The organism is Photobacterium ganghwense, assembly GCF_003025595.1.
Taxonomy (GTDB): domain Bacteria; phylum Pseudomonadota; class Gammaproteobacteria; order Enterobacterales; family Vibrionaceae; genus Photobacterium; species Photobacterium ganghwense.
Genome location: NZ_PYMI01000007.1, coordinates 44,581 through 63,822, shown reverse-complemented (window position 1 = coordinate 63,822; position 19,242 = coordinate 44,581). Strand labels below are relative to the sequence as shown.

Sequence of the window (19,242 nt, the reverse complement as noted above, 5' to 3'; positions counted from 1 at the left end):
CGCTCCTACGCTCTCGCTATTTACAGCAGTACGTTCGCATCCTTGAGGGCTTCCGTAACTACTGGTTGGGCAGATTCACTCAGCTCGGTCAGCGGCAGACGAAGCGTACCATGCTGAATCAAACCAAGCTTATGAGCTGCCCATTTTACCGGGATTGGGTTGGATTCAACAAACAAATGCTTATGTAAAGGCATTAAACGCTGATTGATTTCATGCGCGGCATCAGCCTGACCGGACAATGCCAGCTTAAACATCTGTGCCATATCGGCAGCGGCAACGTTCGCTGTAACCGAAATCACGCCATGGCCACCTTCAAGCACAAAATCCAACCCGGTGGCATCATCACCACTCAGTTGGATGAAAGAGTCACCACAAAGTTCCCGAGTTTTCTTCACTCGGCTCAGATCGCCGGTCGCATCTTTGATGCCGACAATATTATCAATCTTCGCCAGGCGCGCCACGGTCTCCGGCAGCATGTCCACACCGGTACGTCCCGGTACGTTATACAGAATCTGCGGCAGTTCGGTCGCTTCCGCAATGGCTTTAAAGTGCTGGTACAACCCTTCCTGCGTTGGCTTGTTGTAATATGGCGTTACCGTCAGACAACCCGCCACCCCAGTGCCACTAAACAGTTTGCTAAAGGTGATGGCTTCGTGGGTGGCATTCGCGCCCGTACCGGCGATCACAGGCACACGCCCGTTCACGTATTCAACGGTTTTGAGTACCACTTTCACATGCTCGTCCACCGTCAGTGTCGCAGACTCGCCCGTTGTGCCGACAGCCACAATGGCATCGGTACCGGCAGCAATATGATATTCAACCAAAGACGCCAGACTGGCGTAATCGACTTCACCATTGTCATCCAATGGTGTAATAAGTGCTACCATGCTTCCTGAAAACATGTCCATCTCCCCATAATTATTGTTGACCCGGTATCCTTATCTTCGGGGCCCAGAGTCTGGTAATCATCAACATTGTCGTGTAATTCCTGAAAAGCACTCAGTGGGATGTCACGCATTGATAATGCGTATAACTGAACATTTTTCAGGTTATACCTGAACAAGAAATTGCAACAAATTCTTTCATCAGAGCAGAGCGCAGATCCGAAGAGCTCCGCTGGGTGCCGCCAGCAGAAAAGAAAGCAAGTCACAATTGGTCGATGAAGATAAAGACGGCTCCCGGCCTGGAATTTATGCCGATGAACCGAATAATAAGGCAGCCCGGAAAATCCATACTACTTTTCAGTAACAGTAAACTCAAGACAGAGTTATGTAAATGCAGGAAGGCTAACTGCCTGTCGAAAGACTGATTTTGCAGCAGCTGCCACTTGGCTGAGTCAGTGTGTGTGCTACCATGCTAGAGGTATTCATAAAGTGATGTAATAAATATGGAACATTATCTCGTTGTGACCGCAATTGGGACGGACCGCCCCGGTATTTCAGATGAAATAACACGACTCATCACCCAGTGTGGCTGTAACATTGTTGACAGTCGCCTGGCTATTTTCGGGCGCGAATTCAGCCTACTGATGCTGTTGTCCGGCAATGCCAATGCCATCTCCCGGGTTGAGTCCACGCTGCCGCTGAAAGCGCATGAACATGACCTGCTGACGGTGATGAAACGTACCAGCAAACATGAATACCGTTATTTCCCCTATACAGCTGATTTTCATATCGAAGCTGACGACAGTCCGGGACTGATTGAGCAATTTACCCGGTTCTTTGCCTCCCGGCAGATTGATATCGCTTCGCTCAGCGCGCATACCCACGACAGTACAGAGCCTGGGGTGCCTAACCGGTTCCAGCTCCAGATCGGCACCAATTTGCCCGACGGCTGTAACCTGATGACTCTGCAAGAAGAATTTGAAGCACTCTGCCACGACCTGGTTGTTACCGGCAGCGTGACATTCATCGGCCATAATCAATAAGGAAAACACTATGAAGACTTTGACCGCCGGTACGCCAGCGCCAGCCTTCACCCTTCAAAACCAGAACGATGAGCCAGTCAGCCTTGCTGACTTTAAAGGCAAAAAAGTGCTGGTTTACTTCTACCCGAAAGCCATGACGCCGGGCTGTACTGTTCAGGCGTGCGGCCTGCGTGACAGTAAAGCCGAGCTGGATGCGCTGAATGTGGAAGTATTGGGGGTGAGTATCGATCCGGTTAAACGCCTGCCTAAATTTATTGAGCGCGACAACCTGAACTTCACGCTGCTGTCTGACGAAGACCATGCCGTGGCTGAGCAGTTTGGTGTCTGGGGTGAAAAGAAATTCACCCTTAGAAAATTTTCATGACAATAAACCTTGATTATTTTTTATGACAAATCTATCTTTAATATGTGGGTAACATATTGAGGGTTGTTTTGTGATAGAAACGCATGAAGACAAATATTCTGATATTTATGATGACTACCAACTGCTTTCCATCGAGGTAGATACATTAGCAAAGCTACAAATTTCAGTGAGTATCGATACTGAATCTGGAGAAGTGACGCACTCACCCTACCTTTTCCCTTCCAATCTGGAATCCCGCTTGAAGAAAACCGATATCATCATTGCACCTGATGGGACGGTTGTTTACCCACAGTCCCTATACCTAGTGTCTAAATTGCGTGGTGAAGGGAAAGTCAAAGACACAGGGTCGATTGCAAAAGGCTTGTTAGCTTTTACTCGTTATTTAGATTCCACTCATTACTCTCAAATTGATGAAGATGGTAATGAAATACCACCTGAATATCTAACTTATAAAACCCTATCGAGGTATGAGGAAGAAGGTGCGCCTTGGCAATTTGCGGAGTTTCTACTTGCGAACTGCAATAATATTGAAGGTGCTAATGGCGATGAAGCTTTTAGTTTATCTACCGCTAGAAGTTATATGAGTGCCGTTATTGGATTCTATAAGTGGATGCAAAAGTACGGCTACATCAAAAATGACGTTCAGAATGTTGTTACCCACTACACAACAGGAACGGTGCATCAAGAGTTAAATCAGCACGATATGTTGGCTCACACAAAGTCAGGTTCCAAACGTAATTATGAAACATCCAATCTCATGAAGATGTTTCCAAAAAAAGAAAACACTCCCGCCCATAAAAAACTAAAGCCCATGCACCCTGAGCACAAGGTTTTATTTAATGAACATGCCAATTCACTCCCAAAGGCGACAGGATTAATCTTTCAGCTATGTGTCGAGGCTGGACTAAGAATTGACGAAGCTATTCACTTCCCCGCTCACGATATAGGAAAGGCTGACTACCGTGATTTAGATGCAGTACCAATCAAAATCACTCGCACAAAAGGTAGTAAGGAACGTACCGTAGAAGTTCCCATTGAGCTTTACGAAGAGCTAGAGATATACAAAGAAAGTAATGCACGACTTACGAACCTAAACAAACGCAATGAGCTTGTTCAGTCAGGTGAGGTGTTAGATACCGTAGAGTACCTCTTTATTTCAAATAAAGGGACTCCCTACTCAAGCAACACCCTAGAAACGCACTTTTCAAACCTTCGAAAACAGATACGTGAAGTAGACTCTTCTTGGTATTACAGGATTCATGATTTGCGCTCTACCTTTGCAACTCATTGGCTTTGGCAGGAGTCGCAAAAGCGTGCCGTTGGCTATGACTTCCTTATGGATGAACTAGCGAAATTAATGGGGCATGCAAGCACGTCAACCACTGAGAAATACATTAAGTTCATGAATAAACTGGACGACCAAATCAATATGGCTAAAGCGAAAAACCGCAAAATAAACGGAGGCTGGGCGTAATGGCGAAAAGTAAAATTACCAGACAAGCCAATTCCGTTAAACGTGTGCGAAATAGTCAAAATGTTGTGCCTTTGAATCTGACGATTCCTTACAATAACGTAAGCTTAAGTAAGCCAAAGCAGTTCGATGTTTCTCACTTATTGTATTTAGGGTGTAACAAAGAAAATGAGAAAATAGACAGCCGAACCGTATTTATTAGGCGCTTTTGCGAGAAAGCCAACCAATATGTCAGCAATGGTAACTCAGCTAGAACAGTCACAACTAACTACGAAAACTTGCGTTCCTATCTTGCTTTTTGTGATGCGGTAGATGTAGCGCCATTTACGGAAAGTGGGTATTTAAAGTTTGCTGGCAACGATGGCGAATTAAGGCATCGTATCAAGATGTTTAGTCCTTCAAATCGCCTATGGGAATACAATCATGGTGATGAGTTAGGCATGAAAGAGTCGTCAGCTTCGTCTATACTTACATCGCTTCGTCATGCGCTCGATTGGTGTGGCTTGCCTGTTTCCGATTGGGCTTTGCATCATCGGGGGTTTACATTAGAAAAAACGCCCTATAAAGGATATTCAGAGGAAGAAGAAAAGCTTCTTGTGACACGGTTAGATGCATTATTCTTCACTCTCGCACCACAGCTTATTGCAGCCAAAGAAAACGATACACCTTTGCCAGAAGCGCTTCCTCTTATTATTAACCTTGGTGAACATGAGGAAGTGGTTCAAATTCCAACATCGTTGGATACGACCAGGGGCGTTTCAAGTAAAAATGGTACAAGAGTTAATGCTGGAGCAGCTTTTAACATCACGATGGGCGCTGCCTATCATTTGATGTGCTTTTTCACCTCACTAAACGACAGCAACATTCGAAGCATTGCTCACCCAATTAAGGTTCATACAGAAGATCGAGATAAGAGCCTGCAAGTTGTGAAAGTCTCAAGCCATAAGCCCAGAGCGAACAAAGAGGTCGATGCTCTGTTGGTAGGTGAGCAATTTGACGTTGATAAGCGTGGTGGTGTGAAGTTTATTCGATTACTCGAACGACTATCCAAGCTATATGGCAATAGTGAAGATGGCTCAGAGTTAATATTCACCCTCAATAACAACGCCGATGTGAATCATACCTTTAATTTGAATGAGATAAATAAAACGCTCGTTAACCAACTACACCTGTTATCTCCGTACCGGGCTGGCAACCTACCTTGGTTTAAAGAGCTGTTTTACGCCTACCGAAACCAACAAATAATCACGTTAAAGAAAGTCGTTAATCATCTGGGTCGCACTGTTGTTCGTAAAGAAGTCAAGACAACGAACAAAACCATGGCAGGGCAAGGGGCAACCAATAGCGCCTACTGTATTTTGTCTTGCTACACAGACTTGCCACTCAAAGGTATTTTACTTCCACTCACGTACTCTGAAAGAGATAGTGATGGCAATGTCACCGTTTCTTTTAGCTATAGAAATGGCATAGGTGGTTTCTTTAAAATACCTGCTTCTGATTTAGCTTTAATCAAAGATATTGAGCAATATGCTAAAGAGAACGCAGGCAAGCAGCCAAAGATATATGAACGGCTACTTTTAACGAGAAGTAGCCGCTACGTACCTAAAGATTGGGAAGGCACTAGCCCTATTTCACCAACGTTAATGCGCACTTGGTCTGTTGAGCCAAACCATTATTATATCTCTCTTCAATCGAGTCGCTGGAGAGAAATGACCAGTAACCAAGCTTATGCAGAAGGCGGTATTCAAGGCGCTCAAAGCTTACTCCAAAACGCGAAGGAAACCTTAGAGAGAAGTTACCTTAACGAGCATCCATTACTAAATAAAGTCATCCTATCTCAGAGTATAGAGGTCATTGAAAATCTTGATGACGAAACGAGCTTAGAGCAAGCAAAAGATATTGTGGTGAAAAGGCGTGGGATTCCGATGTTGTCACACGATGAGTGGAAGAAAAAGCGCACAGCAGGTAATGCAAAAACCAACCCCAATGGTCTAACTTGTGATGGGCAACAAGCCATTAGTGATGGCAAAAACACGCAACGAGAAACAAACTATGCAGTAGGCCTAAGCTTACCTTGTGCTGAATTTGATATGTGTTACAAGTGCCAATCAGCCAAGGCGGTAGATGACGTTGAAGCTGTTTACAAGCTCATTTCATACATAGATGTTCTTAAAGAAACCCTTGATATGTACCCTGATGTGAAAAGTGATATTCATGAGAAAATTGAACAGTTTGAATATACGCTAGACGGAGCTAGTGACGATGTATTTGGCGGGGCTATGGAGCGATTTAATACCCAAGGTCGTCACCCAAGAGTCTCTTTCGACCACGCGCTTTTATCCTTATAGTGACGGAGGCTAAAATGATAAAACTCTCTGACCTAGAGCATCAAAATAAGCTTCTTAAAGCACAAGAAAATGTTGGCGCTCATGCAAATTACTTAATGGATGTCTTAAAGCCAGCCATTGAGCGTGGTAATTGGGATGAACTCGAAAGCCTTGATATTGGCTTTACTGTTTCGGGTGAATCATTGGGTAAAATTGGTGATGATGAAGCCTGGAGAAAATTACAGCCTTATTTTGAGCCAAGAGCAAAGAAAGCCATTACCATTGATTTTACGCTCGATGGTAAGGTGATTGAGCGCAACCTAAAAAATCAGCTTAAAACCCTCTTACTTAAAATGATATGGCTATCACCTCATAACCATTCATTTTGGACTATTAGCGAAGCATTAACCGACCTAAAGAAAGTCATTATCCCTCTTTTGAATGAAGCATATAACACCTTATCCGCTTTAGACTTTGATCGACTCGAAACTTGGGTGCTAACGGGTTTTACCAACATCGACTTTGAAAGGTTTGATATTTACAACGGATTAAATCGCCTTTACAAAGAAGCAAGAGGCTTACCGTTTGAGGTTAACCTAAATAAAAAGCTAAACGCCTCTGACTTTGGTTTAGCAATCAAAGAAGCCGAGCAATATACCGTCATTCCACAGAGGCTCTACTATCTTGGTCTTCAAAGGTCAGAAGCCCTGATTAATGAAGCTTATGCCCTACGTGATGAGCTAGAGCAATTGGCAGAATACATCGCCACATATTTTGATAAGGCGTATGAGGGTTATGCCAAGTATCTTGTCAGTGATGAAGCCATACTTAATAACAGTAAAATTAAATGGTGTTTAGGGAAGTCGAGCAAAGGAACTAAACAGCGCACGCTTGCTTTTCAACAAGCCTTTTCAGTACTTCATTCTCCAAAAGAAGAAGAAACACTTACTCTTATACGTCTTCATAAACCACAGATACATAGTTACTACATTGATAACTTCCATACCGAACGTAAGCTAACGATTGGACAATGGACCATCACCAATCTCAGAGAGGCTCAATCGCTTTTTAAAAAGCTCAATGGTGGCTGCCTATGGGGGCTAATGGCTCGAACAGGAATGAGAGCCGATGAGATGTATGACCTAAACACCGCTCAGGGCTGCACAACTGAGATAATAAAAAGACAGAAGATACACGTTATCCATGCCAACCTATCAAAGACAGCTAAAGGCTCTCAATCAAAGCAAGATGAATTTGTCACTACCGAAATCGGCATGAAAGCGTATGAGGTGCTTCAAGCGCTACATGCACCACTAAGAAAACTGCATCCTGACTCACAATCTTTTTTCCATAAAACAATAGAGGGCTGTAGTGAAATAACTAAGAATCAACTAGGAAGACACTCTCAAGATTGGTTTAAAAATGCTATGGGCGAAGAACTTGCGCTAACCAATGAAGACATTATTGACCTAAAAACATCTGACCCAAATTTATCGTTTGAAGTGGGTGATGATTATGCGTTTACAGGGCATCAACTTCGCCGCTCTTTTGCTTACTACCTAATTGGCTACGAGCTTTGTAACTTTCCACAACTCAAACAGCAATTTAGTCATGTGTCTATGGCAATGACTCGGCACTATGCAAAAAATGCCAGCAAGTTTCAAAAGCTCAGGAAAAAGAAGCAAAACCTTGCTAATGCCATTGATGAAGAAAGAATTGACCAGAAAGCCCGTGTTTATTTGAGCATCTATCAAAAACTGGCAAACAAGGAGCGAGTTGCCGGAGGCAAAGGCAAAGAGTTTGCTAAAAGCATGATGAAAACAGACCGTAACTTATTCAAGGATAAAGTTGATAATGACATGCTTTCTCTAAGCTATTGGAAAAAGCAAATTCGAACTCAAAGTCGCCACATTCATGCCGTTGCGCCGGGGGTATATTGCACTTCGACTACCTGCGGTTTAAGAACGCTCGTTAACCTGATGGAATGTGTAGACTGCAAGAATGATTACATCGTTGATGCCGTATTTGCCGAAGCAAAGCGTAAAGAGGCAGAAATACACATACTTTATGATATTGAAAATGATGAGCTAACCCCTCAAACCGCTTCTGAATCTTATATAAAGATTCAAGCAGCAGAGCGTATTATGAAAGATTTAAATATCGACTATGAGCCTGTCATTTTCCCTGATGAAGTTAAGAATCTACTTATCCCATACGGAGTCACATCATAATGTCACAGATAACCAAAAATAAGCTAATCAAAGCATTGGAAAGACTTTTGAGTGGTGATGTAACGAAGTTGACATCAAAAGAGCTGCGTAATAAAGCTCGAAAGGGCAAGCTCAAAATCAACAATAGTAATGTTGAAAAAGAAGCGGGGCTTTCCGCTGGCGCACTCAGAAGACATGATGACGTTGTTTTAATGATAAAAAATAAGTCATTAGAAGTACAAGTTGCTCAAGATGAAACAACTGACTCCCCCATTGAAGTTCTTCAAAAAGAAATAAAGTCACTGAAAGGCGAAAGAGCGCAAGCGAATAAAAAGAAAAAAGAATATTACGACGAAGCTCAAAGCCATAAGGAAGCGTTAGCCGTTCAAGCTGCCACTCATATTAAGGTAGTTCAAGAACTTATGGAGATGTTACATGAAAGTCAGCGCGAAAAGGCAATGGATAAAATCGTATCGGCTCGTTCAGATAATATTATTGCTCCCCAATTTAGAAAACCAAAGTAGCTTTTAGCACTGTAACCTCAAAGGTCGTCCTGTTTAGTGTAATCACTAGACAGGACACTAAATTAACGATAAAAACGTACACTCTAACGTAATAAAAATGCACTAAAAAGGACGTAGCGAATAACGCTACGCTACATACCATTAATTGAGAAAGTAAGGACAAAACCAATGGCAATCGAAGCTGGACAAATCGCACCAGATTTTACCCTAAATGACCAAGACAATAACCCAGTGACGCTATCTGATTTTCAGGGGAAAAAGGTACTGCTCTATTTCTACCCACGCGCTTCAACACCCGGCTGCACAGTTCAGGCTAAAGGGTTACGAGATACTAAAGCTGAGTTAGATGCCCACAATGTAGTTGTTCTTGGTGTCAGCCCAGACACACCGCAAAAATTAACTAACTTTATCAACAAGCAAGAGCTTAACTTCACTTTGCTAGCCGATGAAGAGCACACTGTTTGTGAAAAGTACAATGTTTGGCAACTCAAGAAATTTATGGGCCGCGAAAATATGGGGGTAGTACGAACAAGCTTCCTGATTGATGAGTCTGGTAACCTTGAGCATGTATTTAACAAGTTCAAGACCAAAGATCACCATGAAGTCGTATTAGACTACCTAAACAGCAAATAAGCTTCCACAAGCAATTAACTCTTAACTTGGGGACAGGCATGATTGGCTACATTCGAGTATCTGATTCACAAAGAGCCGATGGCGAATCACAAAGAGAAGCTATCAAGGCGTACGCTGCTAAACGTGGCATACAAATAACGGATTGGATAGAAGAGCACGTGTCTGCCACCAAGACAGAGTTGAGTGAGCGGAAGTTATTTTCTCTCATCACCTCTCAACAAAGTATCATTGTATCGGATATCACTCGGTTGGGTCGCCATAAAGTTATGGAGCTAGTCGGTGCCATTGGTCAAATAGCCTCATACGGTGAGCTACATTTAGCATACAACGACACCATCATAAGCTCAGAGAACGTTGATAATGCTGAAATCATTTTTACAGTTATTGGGCAGTCTTTTGCCAGCGCTGTAGAAGCCAAGAAGCGCTCTGAGCGAGCTAAAGCTGGTCACGCTAAACGTAAGGCCAAAGGGCTATCATCTGGCCGTCAAAAGGGACAGAAGGTGAAATCAAGGCTTGATGAGCATACAGCGTTTATATTGAACCTTCTCGACACCAAGGCCACCAAAGCTGAAATTCTTAAGCAACTAAACGAACGTGGTGTATCGATTTCTAGAAGTAGATTTTACTCTTGGTTGGAAGCTAGGGGGTTGCATAACAAGAAAGCTGAGTTTCAGGTGGACATGTTCTCATAGCAAGCCTAGTTTGTCTGACGTCCCTTAATTTTCACTAAACACGTTTTTGCCCATCTTTGATTCAGGCTGGTTCGGCCCAACCGATGATGGTATATACATAAGCTGCTAGACACCGCATGAATTAACTCGAACCCTAAGATAACGTTATATCCCCACGGCGAACTAGCATGCAAAAACGCGAGTAGTCATGACTATAAACGAATACTCGATGAGGAACGCTAGCTCCGCTCATAAATGAATCGAATGCTGAAAGAGTGGCTTTCGGTAACGATGATGGGTCAACAACTTTCCAAGGAACATCTGGCAGTTCGAATTCTTCTAATGTCGGCAATAAGTTTAAGTATGGGTCAGTCATGCATTTTATCCCTGCTTATAGTGTAAGATTAATCAGTAGTGCTTAAATTTATTTGGTTTAGGTTCTAGATGATTTCAATTCAATGGATTCTCGCCACTGCCGTGATTCCTTAACACTACGCTCAAGGTGATCGTCACTTTTAAGATGCAAACCGTTTCGTCGGTTACGAGCGGCACGGTACAAGATAGCTCTGCGTTGTTTATCGGTCATAAAACCTCCCATCCACCAATTTGCCAGTATGATTCTATTTTTGCTATTCCTATGTTTATGAAAGTCAGTTTTGAACTTCCTAACATAACAAAGTTCACAAAGGTAATGTGTTGAACTCTCCGTATTTATCATTGATAAGATAAGCCACTTCTCTATTTCGAGCATCCTTAGATAGTAGCAACTCTGCTATAGTAAGTAACGCCAACGCAGATTTACCAATCTTTAAAGACTCACCCCAAAATGGCTTTACGACTTTAAGAGGAGGTAATTCTTTATGTCCGATAGAGTACTTAGCGGGTTGGTGTCGGCTAAATAATAGTATCTCGTGAGGGCGGTTGTATTTTGTAAGTTGAGTTGCAGCCACTTCTCCACCCCAAACATCTCCTGGCTGCAATAAGATATCTTCCCAATTATCAACCGGAGGATAAGTCGTTAGCTGGTGATAGCGAGCTAAAATGTGACCATAACTTTTTAACCATTCATAACGCAACTCAGGCTCATGTAAAAACCTTCTTTGGCGTTTATTCTTTACTATATGGTTGTTTTCAATAAGGTACTTCATTGCCTTTGTAACCATACCAACCGAAATGTCAGCTTTAGATGCAATATTCGCATAGGTCTCATTGATAAGGTCCTTTTCAGCGAAAAGGGCAAATAAGCACTTCATGATACCGATGGTCATAAACTGGTGAGATTTATCTTGTTTTATCGGAGGTCTATTGCCAATGAATATGCATATGTTACCAGTCATTACTCTTACGTTTCCGGAGTCATCGGCATAGTTGATGTTTGAGTCATGGCATAACTGTCTAAGATAATCGCTAAGGTGATTACAGAAAAGTATGTCGTTAGCTTTTGGTCGTCGTTTTAAATAGCTTTTAATACTTTCTTTACGATGTATATGAGCATAAAAAATATTAAAAGTTATCGGCTGACCATTAACTGTCATTTTAAGCTGCGGCCTACCACCCATTTCTCCAAGCGTATAGACAGCGTTGAATTCTGACGGTAAGCCAATAAGATTGGGTTCGTTATGAAGTTGTATCATCGTAAATACACGCCTTATACATTTTTCATGATTCATGAAAAAAATAAAACCATAGAGTTTTATAGCTTAAAAACTTAAGATTTTCGAGAAAAATGAAAAAAACAGTAAATTTAACCAAATTAATTTCATTAAAATCAATAAGTAGGATTAAAAACATACATTCACTACGCATTTCTTGAAAGTATGAATACAACAATAGGAGGAATAATATTTTTATTATAATAATCAATATATTAGTTATATTTTTGGGTCATTTTTTGTCATGCAAAACCCACTTTATTTGAGAACCATCAATATTGACATTTATCATTTAAAATCAATTACTTATAAAATTATGAGCACTTGGAAAAAGGGTTAATTCAAACTTTCAGTACGTACTTTCAAACTTTCAGTACGCCTATTTTTATTATGTTGAGCAATAAACTACCGCTGAAAAAGAAGGCTAAAACTCTTCATAACCCAAAGAGCTCAGACAGAGACTTTAACGGTTGCCCATGTACTCAATACTATCTATCATTACCCCAGACCAAGCATACGCCCCTTGGTCTTAAAATATGAGGCATACTTTGTATGTGGGTCCGCGCAGCACTGGTCACAGTCAGTTCGTAAGGAACAAAAGGTGGCATTGAGATGGCAGCGGCATCTCTAACTTACAGATGTAAAATTCTCAATGAGAAATTCAGGGATCCATTATCCAATTCATTCCCCCTTCTTTGCATCTAAACGATCATATCTGTTGCTGATCATTTCCCATCGATTTCATTCCGTATTCCCTATCTGTCATAAATATACTGTTATGGCAAACCGTTTAGTTCCAATTTCTTGACTTCTTTCTCTTGTCAGTTCTTGACCTACTTTCCCCAATAACAGATTATGAATCTAGTTGAGCTCTTGAGACTCTACAGGCATGAGCTGTATTTTCTGAGGTCTGAGAAGGTTAAGGGCGATAGAACAGTATCAAACCCAATTGCATCAACGTAAGGAAGACAAGATGGCAAACCCAAGAGTATTTATAAGTTTCGATTTTGATCACAACGTTACACAGAAGCACTTGTTTGTAGGCCAATCGAAAAATTCAAAAACTCCATTCTCAATTGAAGACTGGTCGTCCAAGTCATCATTACCTCAGGACCAATGGGAATCATTGATCAAGACCAAGATTGGTAAGTGCAACATGCTTATTGTGCTATGCGGTAAAACAATGGCGAGTGCTACCGGTGTTTCCAAAGAGATTGCTATGGCCAAGGAGAAAGACGTCCCTGTATTTGGTGTATACGTAGATGGTGCAAATACAACAAGTAATCTACCAAGTGGTTTACAGCGTAATAGAACCATTGCTTGGGACTGGGATAAGATTGCAGCGGCTATTGACCAATTAATGGGTGAAGGGAAGAATAAATAGAGGTTTCCATGAAAAAGGCACTGATTATTGGAATAAATGATTACCCTAATTCACCACTTGGTGGCTGTGTAAATGACGCCAATACTTTGGCAACAGTACTTGAGTCGAATGGAGATGGCTCACCAAACTTTGGGGTACGAAAAATTACATGCCCATCCACCAACATTACTAGATCAGTACTGCGTGAAGCTATTGAACAGCTATTTAGTGGCGATTGCGACATGGCTCTGCTTTATTTTTCGGGTCATGGATTCATAAAAAGCACAGGTGGCTATTTAGTTACTACAGACGCTAAAAAGTATGATGAAGGTGTAGCGATGGATGAAATCCTAACGCTAGCAAACCAGTCAAAAGCAAGAAATAAGGTCATTATCCTTGATTGTTGCCACTCTGGCGCAATGGCATCTCCAAGTCTATCTGGTAATGGAACAGCTCAGTTGGCTGAAGGTATGTCTGTATTAACAGCTAGTCGAGATAGCGAATACGCTCTAGAAGCAAATGGTGCGGGCATTTTTACATCTCTATTAGTCGATGCATTGAAAGGGGGAGCGGCAGATATTCGAGGTAATATAACTCCTGGCTCTCTTTATGCATATGTTGATGAAGCTCTTGGTGCATGGGATCAGAGGCCAATCTTTAAGACAAATGTCACTAATTTTTCTCCGCTGCGAATTATCCCACCGAAAGTGCCATTTGAAACATTGCGAAAAATTACGCAGTACTTTCCAACAGCAGATTCAGAACATAAGTTAGATCCATCTTATGAAGACACTGAGGCAAGTGCAGACCCAGATAATGTAAAGATATTTAAAGACTTACAGAAGTATCAAAGCGTAGGCTTGGTTGTGCCAGTTAATGCAGAGTTTATGTATTACGCTGCGCTGAATTCTACGTCTTGTAGGTTGACAGCTCTCGGCTATCAATACTGGCGACTAGTAAATGAGAAACGGCTATAACAGTGCATAATAATTGTCGGACGCGTGTTCCGTTTCTCTCTACATCAACTGAGAAAACACAGATATTATATGCATATGGATGAGTTATGGTATGATCTTTCGGTACGTTGTATTGAGCGGAATAATAAATGAGTATTTGGGATATAGATAAATTACAACTTTTCATCATGTTTGTTATTCCCGGCTTTATAAGTATGAAAACTTATGAGCTTCTTTACCCCTCTCATTTGAAGGACTCTTCAAAGCAGTTAGTTGATGCAATCACATATAGCTGTATAAACTATGCCATTTTGTACTGGTTTATAGTTACCGTTGAAGCTGGAACAGGAACTGAAAGTTTCAAAGTTGCACACCCAAATTTATATATTTTCTTCTACGTTTTCGTGTTACTGGTGTTCCCCGTAATTTTAGCTTTCTCATGGAAGGCGTTAAGGGAATCTGAAAAATTTAAGAAAAACTTACATCATCCAACTCAGAAGCCATGGGACTACTTTTTTGCAAAAGGTAGGTGTTATTGGGTGAAAGTAATCCTTAATAACGGCACTGTTATAGCAGGTTATTATGGCCCAAAATCCTTCGCTTCCAGCTCTCCTGCTGAAGAGCAACTATATCTTGAGCAAACATGGAAACTTGGAGATGATGGTTCTTTTGAGCGAGCTATAAACCAAACCGCTGGAGTCATTATCTTGACCAGCGAAATCTCTCATATTGAATTTAGGGACGTTTAAAATGACAGAAAGAAAAAATTCAAATAATGGTTATCAACCGCAAGTATCACCTTCAGAACTACACAAAGGCTACCAACCTTCCCAACCAGTACCTATGCCAAGCGGTGAACCTGGTGCCGGTTATCAACCTACTGGTGCGGGTGACAGTCCAACAAATCCTACCCCAACTCCTCCTGGCGCAGAATAAAGAAGATATAAAACGATCAAGGTATCGACATACTTTTCTTCATCCGACAGAAGCATTTTAGAGCAGCCGCGCTAACATGTTTCTGTCAAAGGAGTTGTCAGTGTGACCCCAGCTAACAAAGTTTTGCCCCAAACATCATGCTGGACGAAGCGCTAGCAGCTATAAAATTAACTTGGGTAACAATCTGTTACCTCATTCCTAACTAGCACGGGCTTCACCTACCCTCAACCAGAGAGGACATGGACTAATCGTGTCTGCTGCACTACTTAGTTTTCGTTGGACCACAATCAATCCTCATTTATTCAGAGGTCAGCATTAAGTGCGTAGTATCATAAAATGTCAAATCAGTGCTGGTGATCTTATTCTCTAGCAGATGCCAGGCGTATACTGGTGTTAGTTTGATACGCAGAGAATTATTCATGTCAGTTATACGCCATATAGAAATACAAAACTTTAGAACAATCAAAAAACTATCATGGCACCCAAAGCCAGGATTAAATTGCCTAATTGGTCCCGGTGATTCAGGTAAATCTACACTATTAGATGCTATCGATCTTACGCTCGGTGCTCGACGTTCTTATTCATTCAACGATGCTGATTTTTACCAACTTAATATCCAATCTCCACTATCGATAACAATCACCCTAGGTGATCTGCATGATGATCTGAAGAATATCGAAAGCTATGGATTCTTCTTAAGGGGATATAATGCTACTACTAAAGAAATCCTTGATGAGCCTCAGCAAGGTACTGAAACTGTTCTAACCATAAAATTAACCGTAGATTGTGACTTAGACCCAGATTGGCGACTGTATTCGGAAAGGGCTGAAGCGGATGGATTAGAACGTAGATTACCATGGAAACATAGAGAGCTTTTATCTCCTGCTCGCTTAGGCACAACTGCGCACCAGAACCTTGCTTGGGGCAGCCGTTCAATCCTTAACAAGCTTTCTGAAGAGACATTGGATGTATCAAGCACTCTTGCGCAGTTAGGAAGACAGACCCGTGAAGCCTTCGCACAACAACAAGTTGAAGGGGTTGCTGGCGTTTTGCAACAAGTCCAGAATATATCCAATGGCTTAGGTGTTCCCGTTGGCGAACTGAAAGCATTATTAGATGTAAATGGAATCTCCTTATCCAATGGTGCTATAAGTCTTCACAACAGTGATAATACTCCTCTTAGACAATTAGGCACAGGTTCGTCCAGACTTCTAATTAGCGGCCTGCAGAAAGCGGCCAGTCACTCTAAAGTAATCATTGTTGATGAAGCTGAATACGGACTAGAGCCATATCGAATTACTCGTTTACTCAACGAGCTAGGCTCTAAAGATGTTGAGCCAACGCAGCAAGTATTCATCACAACTCACTCGCCTTATGTGCTTCGTGAATTGCAGGCTCAACAACTCCACGTAATGCGCAGACCTACACCTGCTCAGGTAGCTTTCAGCCCTGAACATATTCAACATACGATATACAGTCTAAACGGAGAAGGTCTACAGCAAGCAACGTTACGCGCTTGCGCCGAATCCTTCTTCAGCAAAAGTGTTATCGTATGTGAAGGAAAAACGGAAATTGGGATAGTAAGAGGAATAGATCTTCATTTCGATCAGACGATTACATCCAAAGGCGTCCATTGTGCGGACGGCGGTGGTGATGCCATGTTTGCAAGGGCGCAAATTTTTTCGTCACTAGGTTACCCTACAGCAATTTTTAAGGATTCAGATAAAGCTGAACAGCATCGAGAGCACAGAGAAAATGCTATAGCAGCTGGTATTTCTGTATTTGAATGGGATCATAATAGATCAACAGAGGATGTTATCTTTACTGCTTGTCCCACGACCGTTATCCCAGAACTATTGAATATGGCCGTTGAAAGGAAGGGAGCCGACGCAATAAACGCTCATATTCAAGCGTATTCAAATCGGTCGGTAACTCTAGAAGATTGCCTTGACCGATTTACAGATGACCAACGAGTAATCCTCGCAAAAGCTGCCAATAAAAAGAGCTGGTTTAAAGATATAGAACCCGCAGAAAATGTAGGCAGATATATTATTGGCCCTAATTACGGTTCTTTCACAGAAGATTTAACTACGCCTGTACATAATCTATTTAGTTGGGCGATTAATTTATGAACATTGAAGCTGTGCTCGATAGCGATTTAGGTTCAATTGTTGCGCCTGCAGGTTGTGGTAAGACACACCTGATTACGGAAGCTTTGTCGATTAGGGTGAAAAAACCGATATTGGTTCTAACACATACAACCGCAGGTGTATCGGCTCTTAAGAAGCGCTTACGCCGATTATCAGTTCCTGCTTCTCATTATGTAGTGACAACTATTGATGGCTGGGCGCTTCGAGTAGCTAACAGTTTTCCGACATCTTGCCCAATCAGCGCATCACCCGATAATCCTCGACAGTTTTATCCGGAACTCAGGCGATCGGTGCTTAGTGCTCTTAATTCAGGGGGACTTCACGAAATCATAAAGGCTTCATATTCAAGACTGCTAGTAGATGAATACCAAGATTGTGACAACAACCAACATAATATCATCGCCTCCCTTTCACAAGTGCTGCCAACGGTGGTTTTTGGTGACCCGATGCAATGCATATTCAGTTTTGCAGGCCCAATGCCTGACTGGCAGCAAGAAGTGCAGCAAAGGTTCCCGTTGCTTGGAACCTTAGGAACGCCATGGCGTTGGAACAATGCGGGAGCTCCTGACCTTGGTGAATGGATACTTGAAGCCAGAGAAACACTACTACGAAGAGGGATCTTAGACCTTACCGACTGCCCGAACCACGTGCTGTGGCATCCACTAACAGGTAACGCTCAGACTGACCTTATTAATCAGCAGAATGCTCAGCAAAGGATAATCAATCAAAATCAGACTGATTCTTTCCTAGTCATTGGTAGTTCAATGAACGAAAGGTCTCGACATAGATACGCGCAAAGTAGCCATACGACGCAAGTCGTTGAGCAAGTGCAATTAGCTCAGGTTATTACTGCAGCTAGCGAGTTTGATCGTTTAAACGGTATAAATCTGGTAGAAAGTATTCTTATTACAGCGAGTACAATGGCTACTAATGTTGAAATGACACGAACATTAACTCGTATTCAAAGTATTCTTGGTGGAAGAAACAGGCAACCACCCACCACCTTTGAACATGCTCTATCTAACGTTGCCATTAGTAATGAACGCTCTGACATTTTGACGGCTCTCCAAGAAGTTGAGAGTAAAAATGGTACTAGGATATACCGTAGAAGCGCATATAGCGCATTGAAGGACTCAGTATCATTGTCGGTTAGTTCACCGGATAAAACTATGTCAGAGTCAGCAATGATTATAAGGGAGCAGATAAGACAAAAAGGTGATACCCGAATCCCTAAACGAGCAATTGGTTCAACATTGCTACTTAAAGGACTGGAAGCCGATCATTGCTTAATTCTCGATGCTAATGATAGAGGAATGGACAATAAACACCTTTACGTTGCACTTTCTCGTGGAGCAAAAACTGTCACCGTTTTCTCTCGAAATAATCAAATAAGCTAATTGTTACGCAAAATGTAATGTTGTCACCTGTGGTAGAGCTCATTCTATGCCGAGCATTAAGGTATCAAACTAACATGGCAGTGATCGTATAGGCGATGCTGCCATTTCCAAATCAGAAATGCCCCATTCCAATTTAGTCTCAATATTAAGACGTCAATTTCTTATAGATATCGACTTACTTTTCCTAATCTAACTTATCTCTCAGAAACACATATTTAATTGAAAAATTGACACATATAGAAAATAAGATATATGATATTTCATATATCTTATTGCATTGAATAGTTCTCATGTTCGAACCAATCCTTCTTTACAAAGCACTTTCTGAAGAAACTCGGCTTAAGTCTCTGCTGTTAATGCAGAAACAAGGAGAGTTGTGTGTCTGTGATCTCATGGAAGCGCTGAATCTCAGTCAACCCAAAGTATCTCGGCATCTTGCCGAATTGCGAAAGCACGAGCTTGTTCTGGATGAGCGACGTGGTAAGTGGGTTTACTACCGTATCAACCCCGCGCTAGCTCCTTGGGTCAAGCAAGTGCTGGAGATCACCCTTAAGCATAATTTGACATTTATCGAGTCAGAGTTGCAGTTCATCAAAGGCAAATCATGTTCGAATATTGTGAACGAATAATGCTCTATTCCGTTGGTTTATCAATTTTAAAT

The 19,242-nt window shown here is 41.9% G+C and carries 17 protein-coding genes and 1 pseudogene; 15 read left to right on the top strand and 3 right to left on the bottom strand.

Annotation, left to right across the window (positions count from 1 at the left end):
- Window positions 1-20 precede the first annotated feature (20 nt).
- Entirely contained in the window at window positions 21-902 is an 882-nt protein-coding gene (gene dapA, locus C9I92_RS20660) for a 4-hydroxy-tetrahydrodipicolinate synthase (RefSeq protein WP_047886820.1), read from the bottom strand.
- Window positions 903-1,387: 485 nt separating this feature from the next.
- Between dapA and C9I92_RS20655 the strand changes: the two genes are divergently transcribed.
- From C9I92_RS20655 to C9I92_RS20620, 8 genes and pseudogenes are all read left to right on the top strand, one after another.
- Window positions 1,388-1,927, top strand: a complete 540-nt coding sequence (locus C9I92_RS20655) for an ACT domain-containing protein (RefSeq protein ID WP_047886765.1) — start codon at window positions 1,388-1,390, stop codon at window positions 1,925-1,927.
- 10 nt (window positions 1,928-1,937) lie between these two features.
- Window positions 1,938-2,285 (top strand): annotated as a pseudogene (gene bcp / locus C9I92_RS20650) (thioredoxin-dependent thiol peroxidase); the annotation flags it as partial.
- A 76-nt stretch (window positions 2,286-2,361) separates the two neighbouring features.
- Window positions 2,362-3,765 (top strand): tyrosine-type recombinase/integrase, encoded by a 1,404-nt coding sequence (locus tag C9I92_RS20645; protein WP_047886766.1) that lies wholly within the window; start codon window positions 2,362-2,364, stop codon window positions 3,763-3,765.
- Window positions 3,765-6,110, top strand: coding sequence for a hypothetical protein (locus tag C9I92_RS20640; protein ID WP_047886767.1), 2,346 nt, complete (start codon window positions 3,765-3,767; stop codon window positions 6,108-6,110). The genes C9I92_RS20645 and C9I92_RS20640 overlap by 1 nt, the downstream gene beginning before the upstream one ends.
- Before the next feature lie 14 nt (window positions 6,111-6,124).
- A complete protein-coding gene (locus C9I92_RS20635; protein ID WP_047886768.1) occupies window positions 6,125-8,320 on the top strand; it encodes a site-specific integrase in 2,196 nt (731 codons plus the stop codon).
- Entirely contained in the window at window positions 8,320-8,823 is a 504-nt protein-coding gene (locus C9I92_RS20630) for a hypothetical protein (protein ID WP_047886769.1), read from the top strand. Before C9I92_RS20635 ends, C9I92_RS20630 begins: the two co-directional genes overlap by 1 nt.
- Before the next feature lie 168 nt (window positions 8,824-8,991).
- Window positions 8,992-9,456: a thioredoxin-dependent thiol peroxidase gene (gene bcp, locus C9I92_RS20625; protein ID WP_047886770.1), complete on the top strand. Its 465-nt coding sequence runs from the start codon at window positions 8,992-8,994 to the stop codon at window positions 9,454-9,456.
- Window positions 9,457-9,494: 38 nt separating this feature from the next.
- Window positions 9,495-10,148, top strand: coding sequence for a recombinase family protein (locus C9I92_RS20620; protein WP_032082393.1), 654 nt, complete (start codon window positions 9,495-9,497; stop codon window positions 10,146-10,148).
- Window positions 10,149-10,281: 133 nt separating this feature from the next.
- On the opposite strand, the gene C9I92_RS25720 is transcribed toward C9I92_RS20620, so the two are convergent.
- Both C9I92_RS25720 and C9I92_RS20610 read right to left on the bottom strand, forming a co-directional pair.
- Window positions 10,282-10,503: a hypothetical protein gene (locus C9I92_RS25720; RefSeq protein WP_020977893.1), complete on the bottom strand. Its 222-nt coding sequence runs from the start codon at window positions 10,501-10,503 to the stop codon at window positions 10,282-10,284.
- Window positions 10,504-10,807: 304 nt separating this feature from the next.
- On the bottom strand, window positions 10,808-11,761 hold the full coding sequence (locus C9I92_RS20610; protein WP_047886771.1) for a type IV toxin-antitoxin system AbiEi family antitoxin: 954 nt from the start codon (window positions 11,759-11,761) through the stop codon (window positions 10,808-10,810).
- Window positions 11,762-12,752: 991 nt separating this feature from the next.
- Between C9I92_RS20610 and C9I92_RS20605 the strand changes: the two genes are divergently transcribed.
- The 7 genes from C9I92_RS20605 (at window position 12,753) to C9I92_RS20575 (ending at window position 19,210) form a co-directional block, all read left to right on the top strand.
- Complete coding sequence (locus C9I92_RS20605) at window positions 12,753-13,163, top strand: TIR domain-containing protein (protein WP_031818981.1); 411 nt, start codon at window positions 12,753-12,755, stop codon at window positions 13,161-13,163.
- Window positions 13,164-13,171: 8 nt separating this feature from the next.
- Entirely contained in the window at window positions 13,172-14,119 is a 948-nt protein-coding gene (locus C9I92_RS20600) for a caspase family protein (RefSeq protein ID WP_031818980.1), read from the top strand.
- 128 nt (window positions 14,120-14,247) lie between these two features.
- Complete coding sequence (locus C9I92_RS20595; protein WP_031818979.1) at window positions 14,248-14,847, top strand: DUF6338 family protein; 600 nt, start codon at window positions 14,248-14,250, stop codon at window positions 14,845-14,847.
- A 1-nt stretch (window position 14,848) separates the two neighbouring features.
- Entirely contained in the window at window positions 14,849-15,034 is a 186-nt protein-coding gene (locus tag C9I92_RS25610) for a hypothetical protein (protein ID WP_096013086.1), read from the top strand.
- Between the two features lie 419 nt (window positions 15,035-15,453).
- Window positions 15,454-17,166: an ATP-dependent nuclease gene (locus C9I92_RS20585; protein WP_047886773.1), complete on the top strand. Its 1,713-nt coding sequence runs from the start codon at window positions 15,454-15,456 to the stop codon at window positions 17,164-17,166.
- Window positions 17,163-18,581, top strand: coding sequence for a UvrD-helicase domain-containing protein (locus C9I92_RS20580; protein WP_047886774.1), 1,419 nt, complete (start codon window positions 17,163-17,165; stop codon window positions 18,579-18,581). The genes C9I92_RS20585 and C9I92_RS20580 overlap by 4 nt, the downstream gene beginning before the upstream one ends.
- A gap of 290 nt (window positions 18,582-18,871) precedes the next feature.
- Window positions 18,872-19,210, top strand: coding sequence for a metalloregulator ArsR/SmtB family transcription factor (locus C9I92_RS20575; RefSeq protein WP_047886775.1), 339 nt, complete (start codon window positions 18,872-18,874; stop codon window positions 19,208-19,210).
- Window positions 19,211-19,242: the final 32 nt, after the last annotated feature.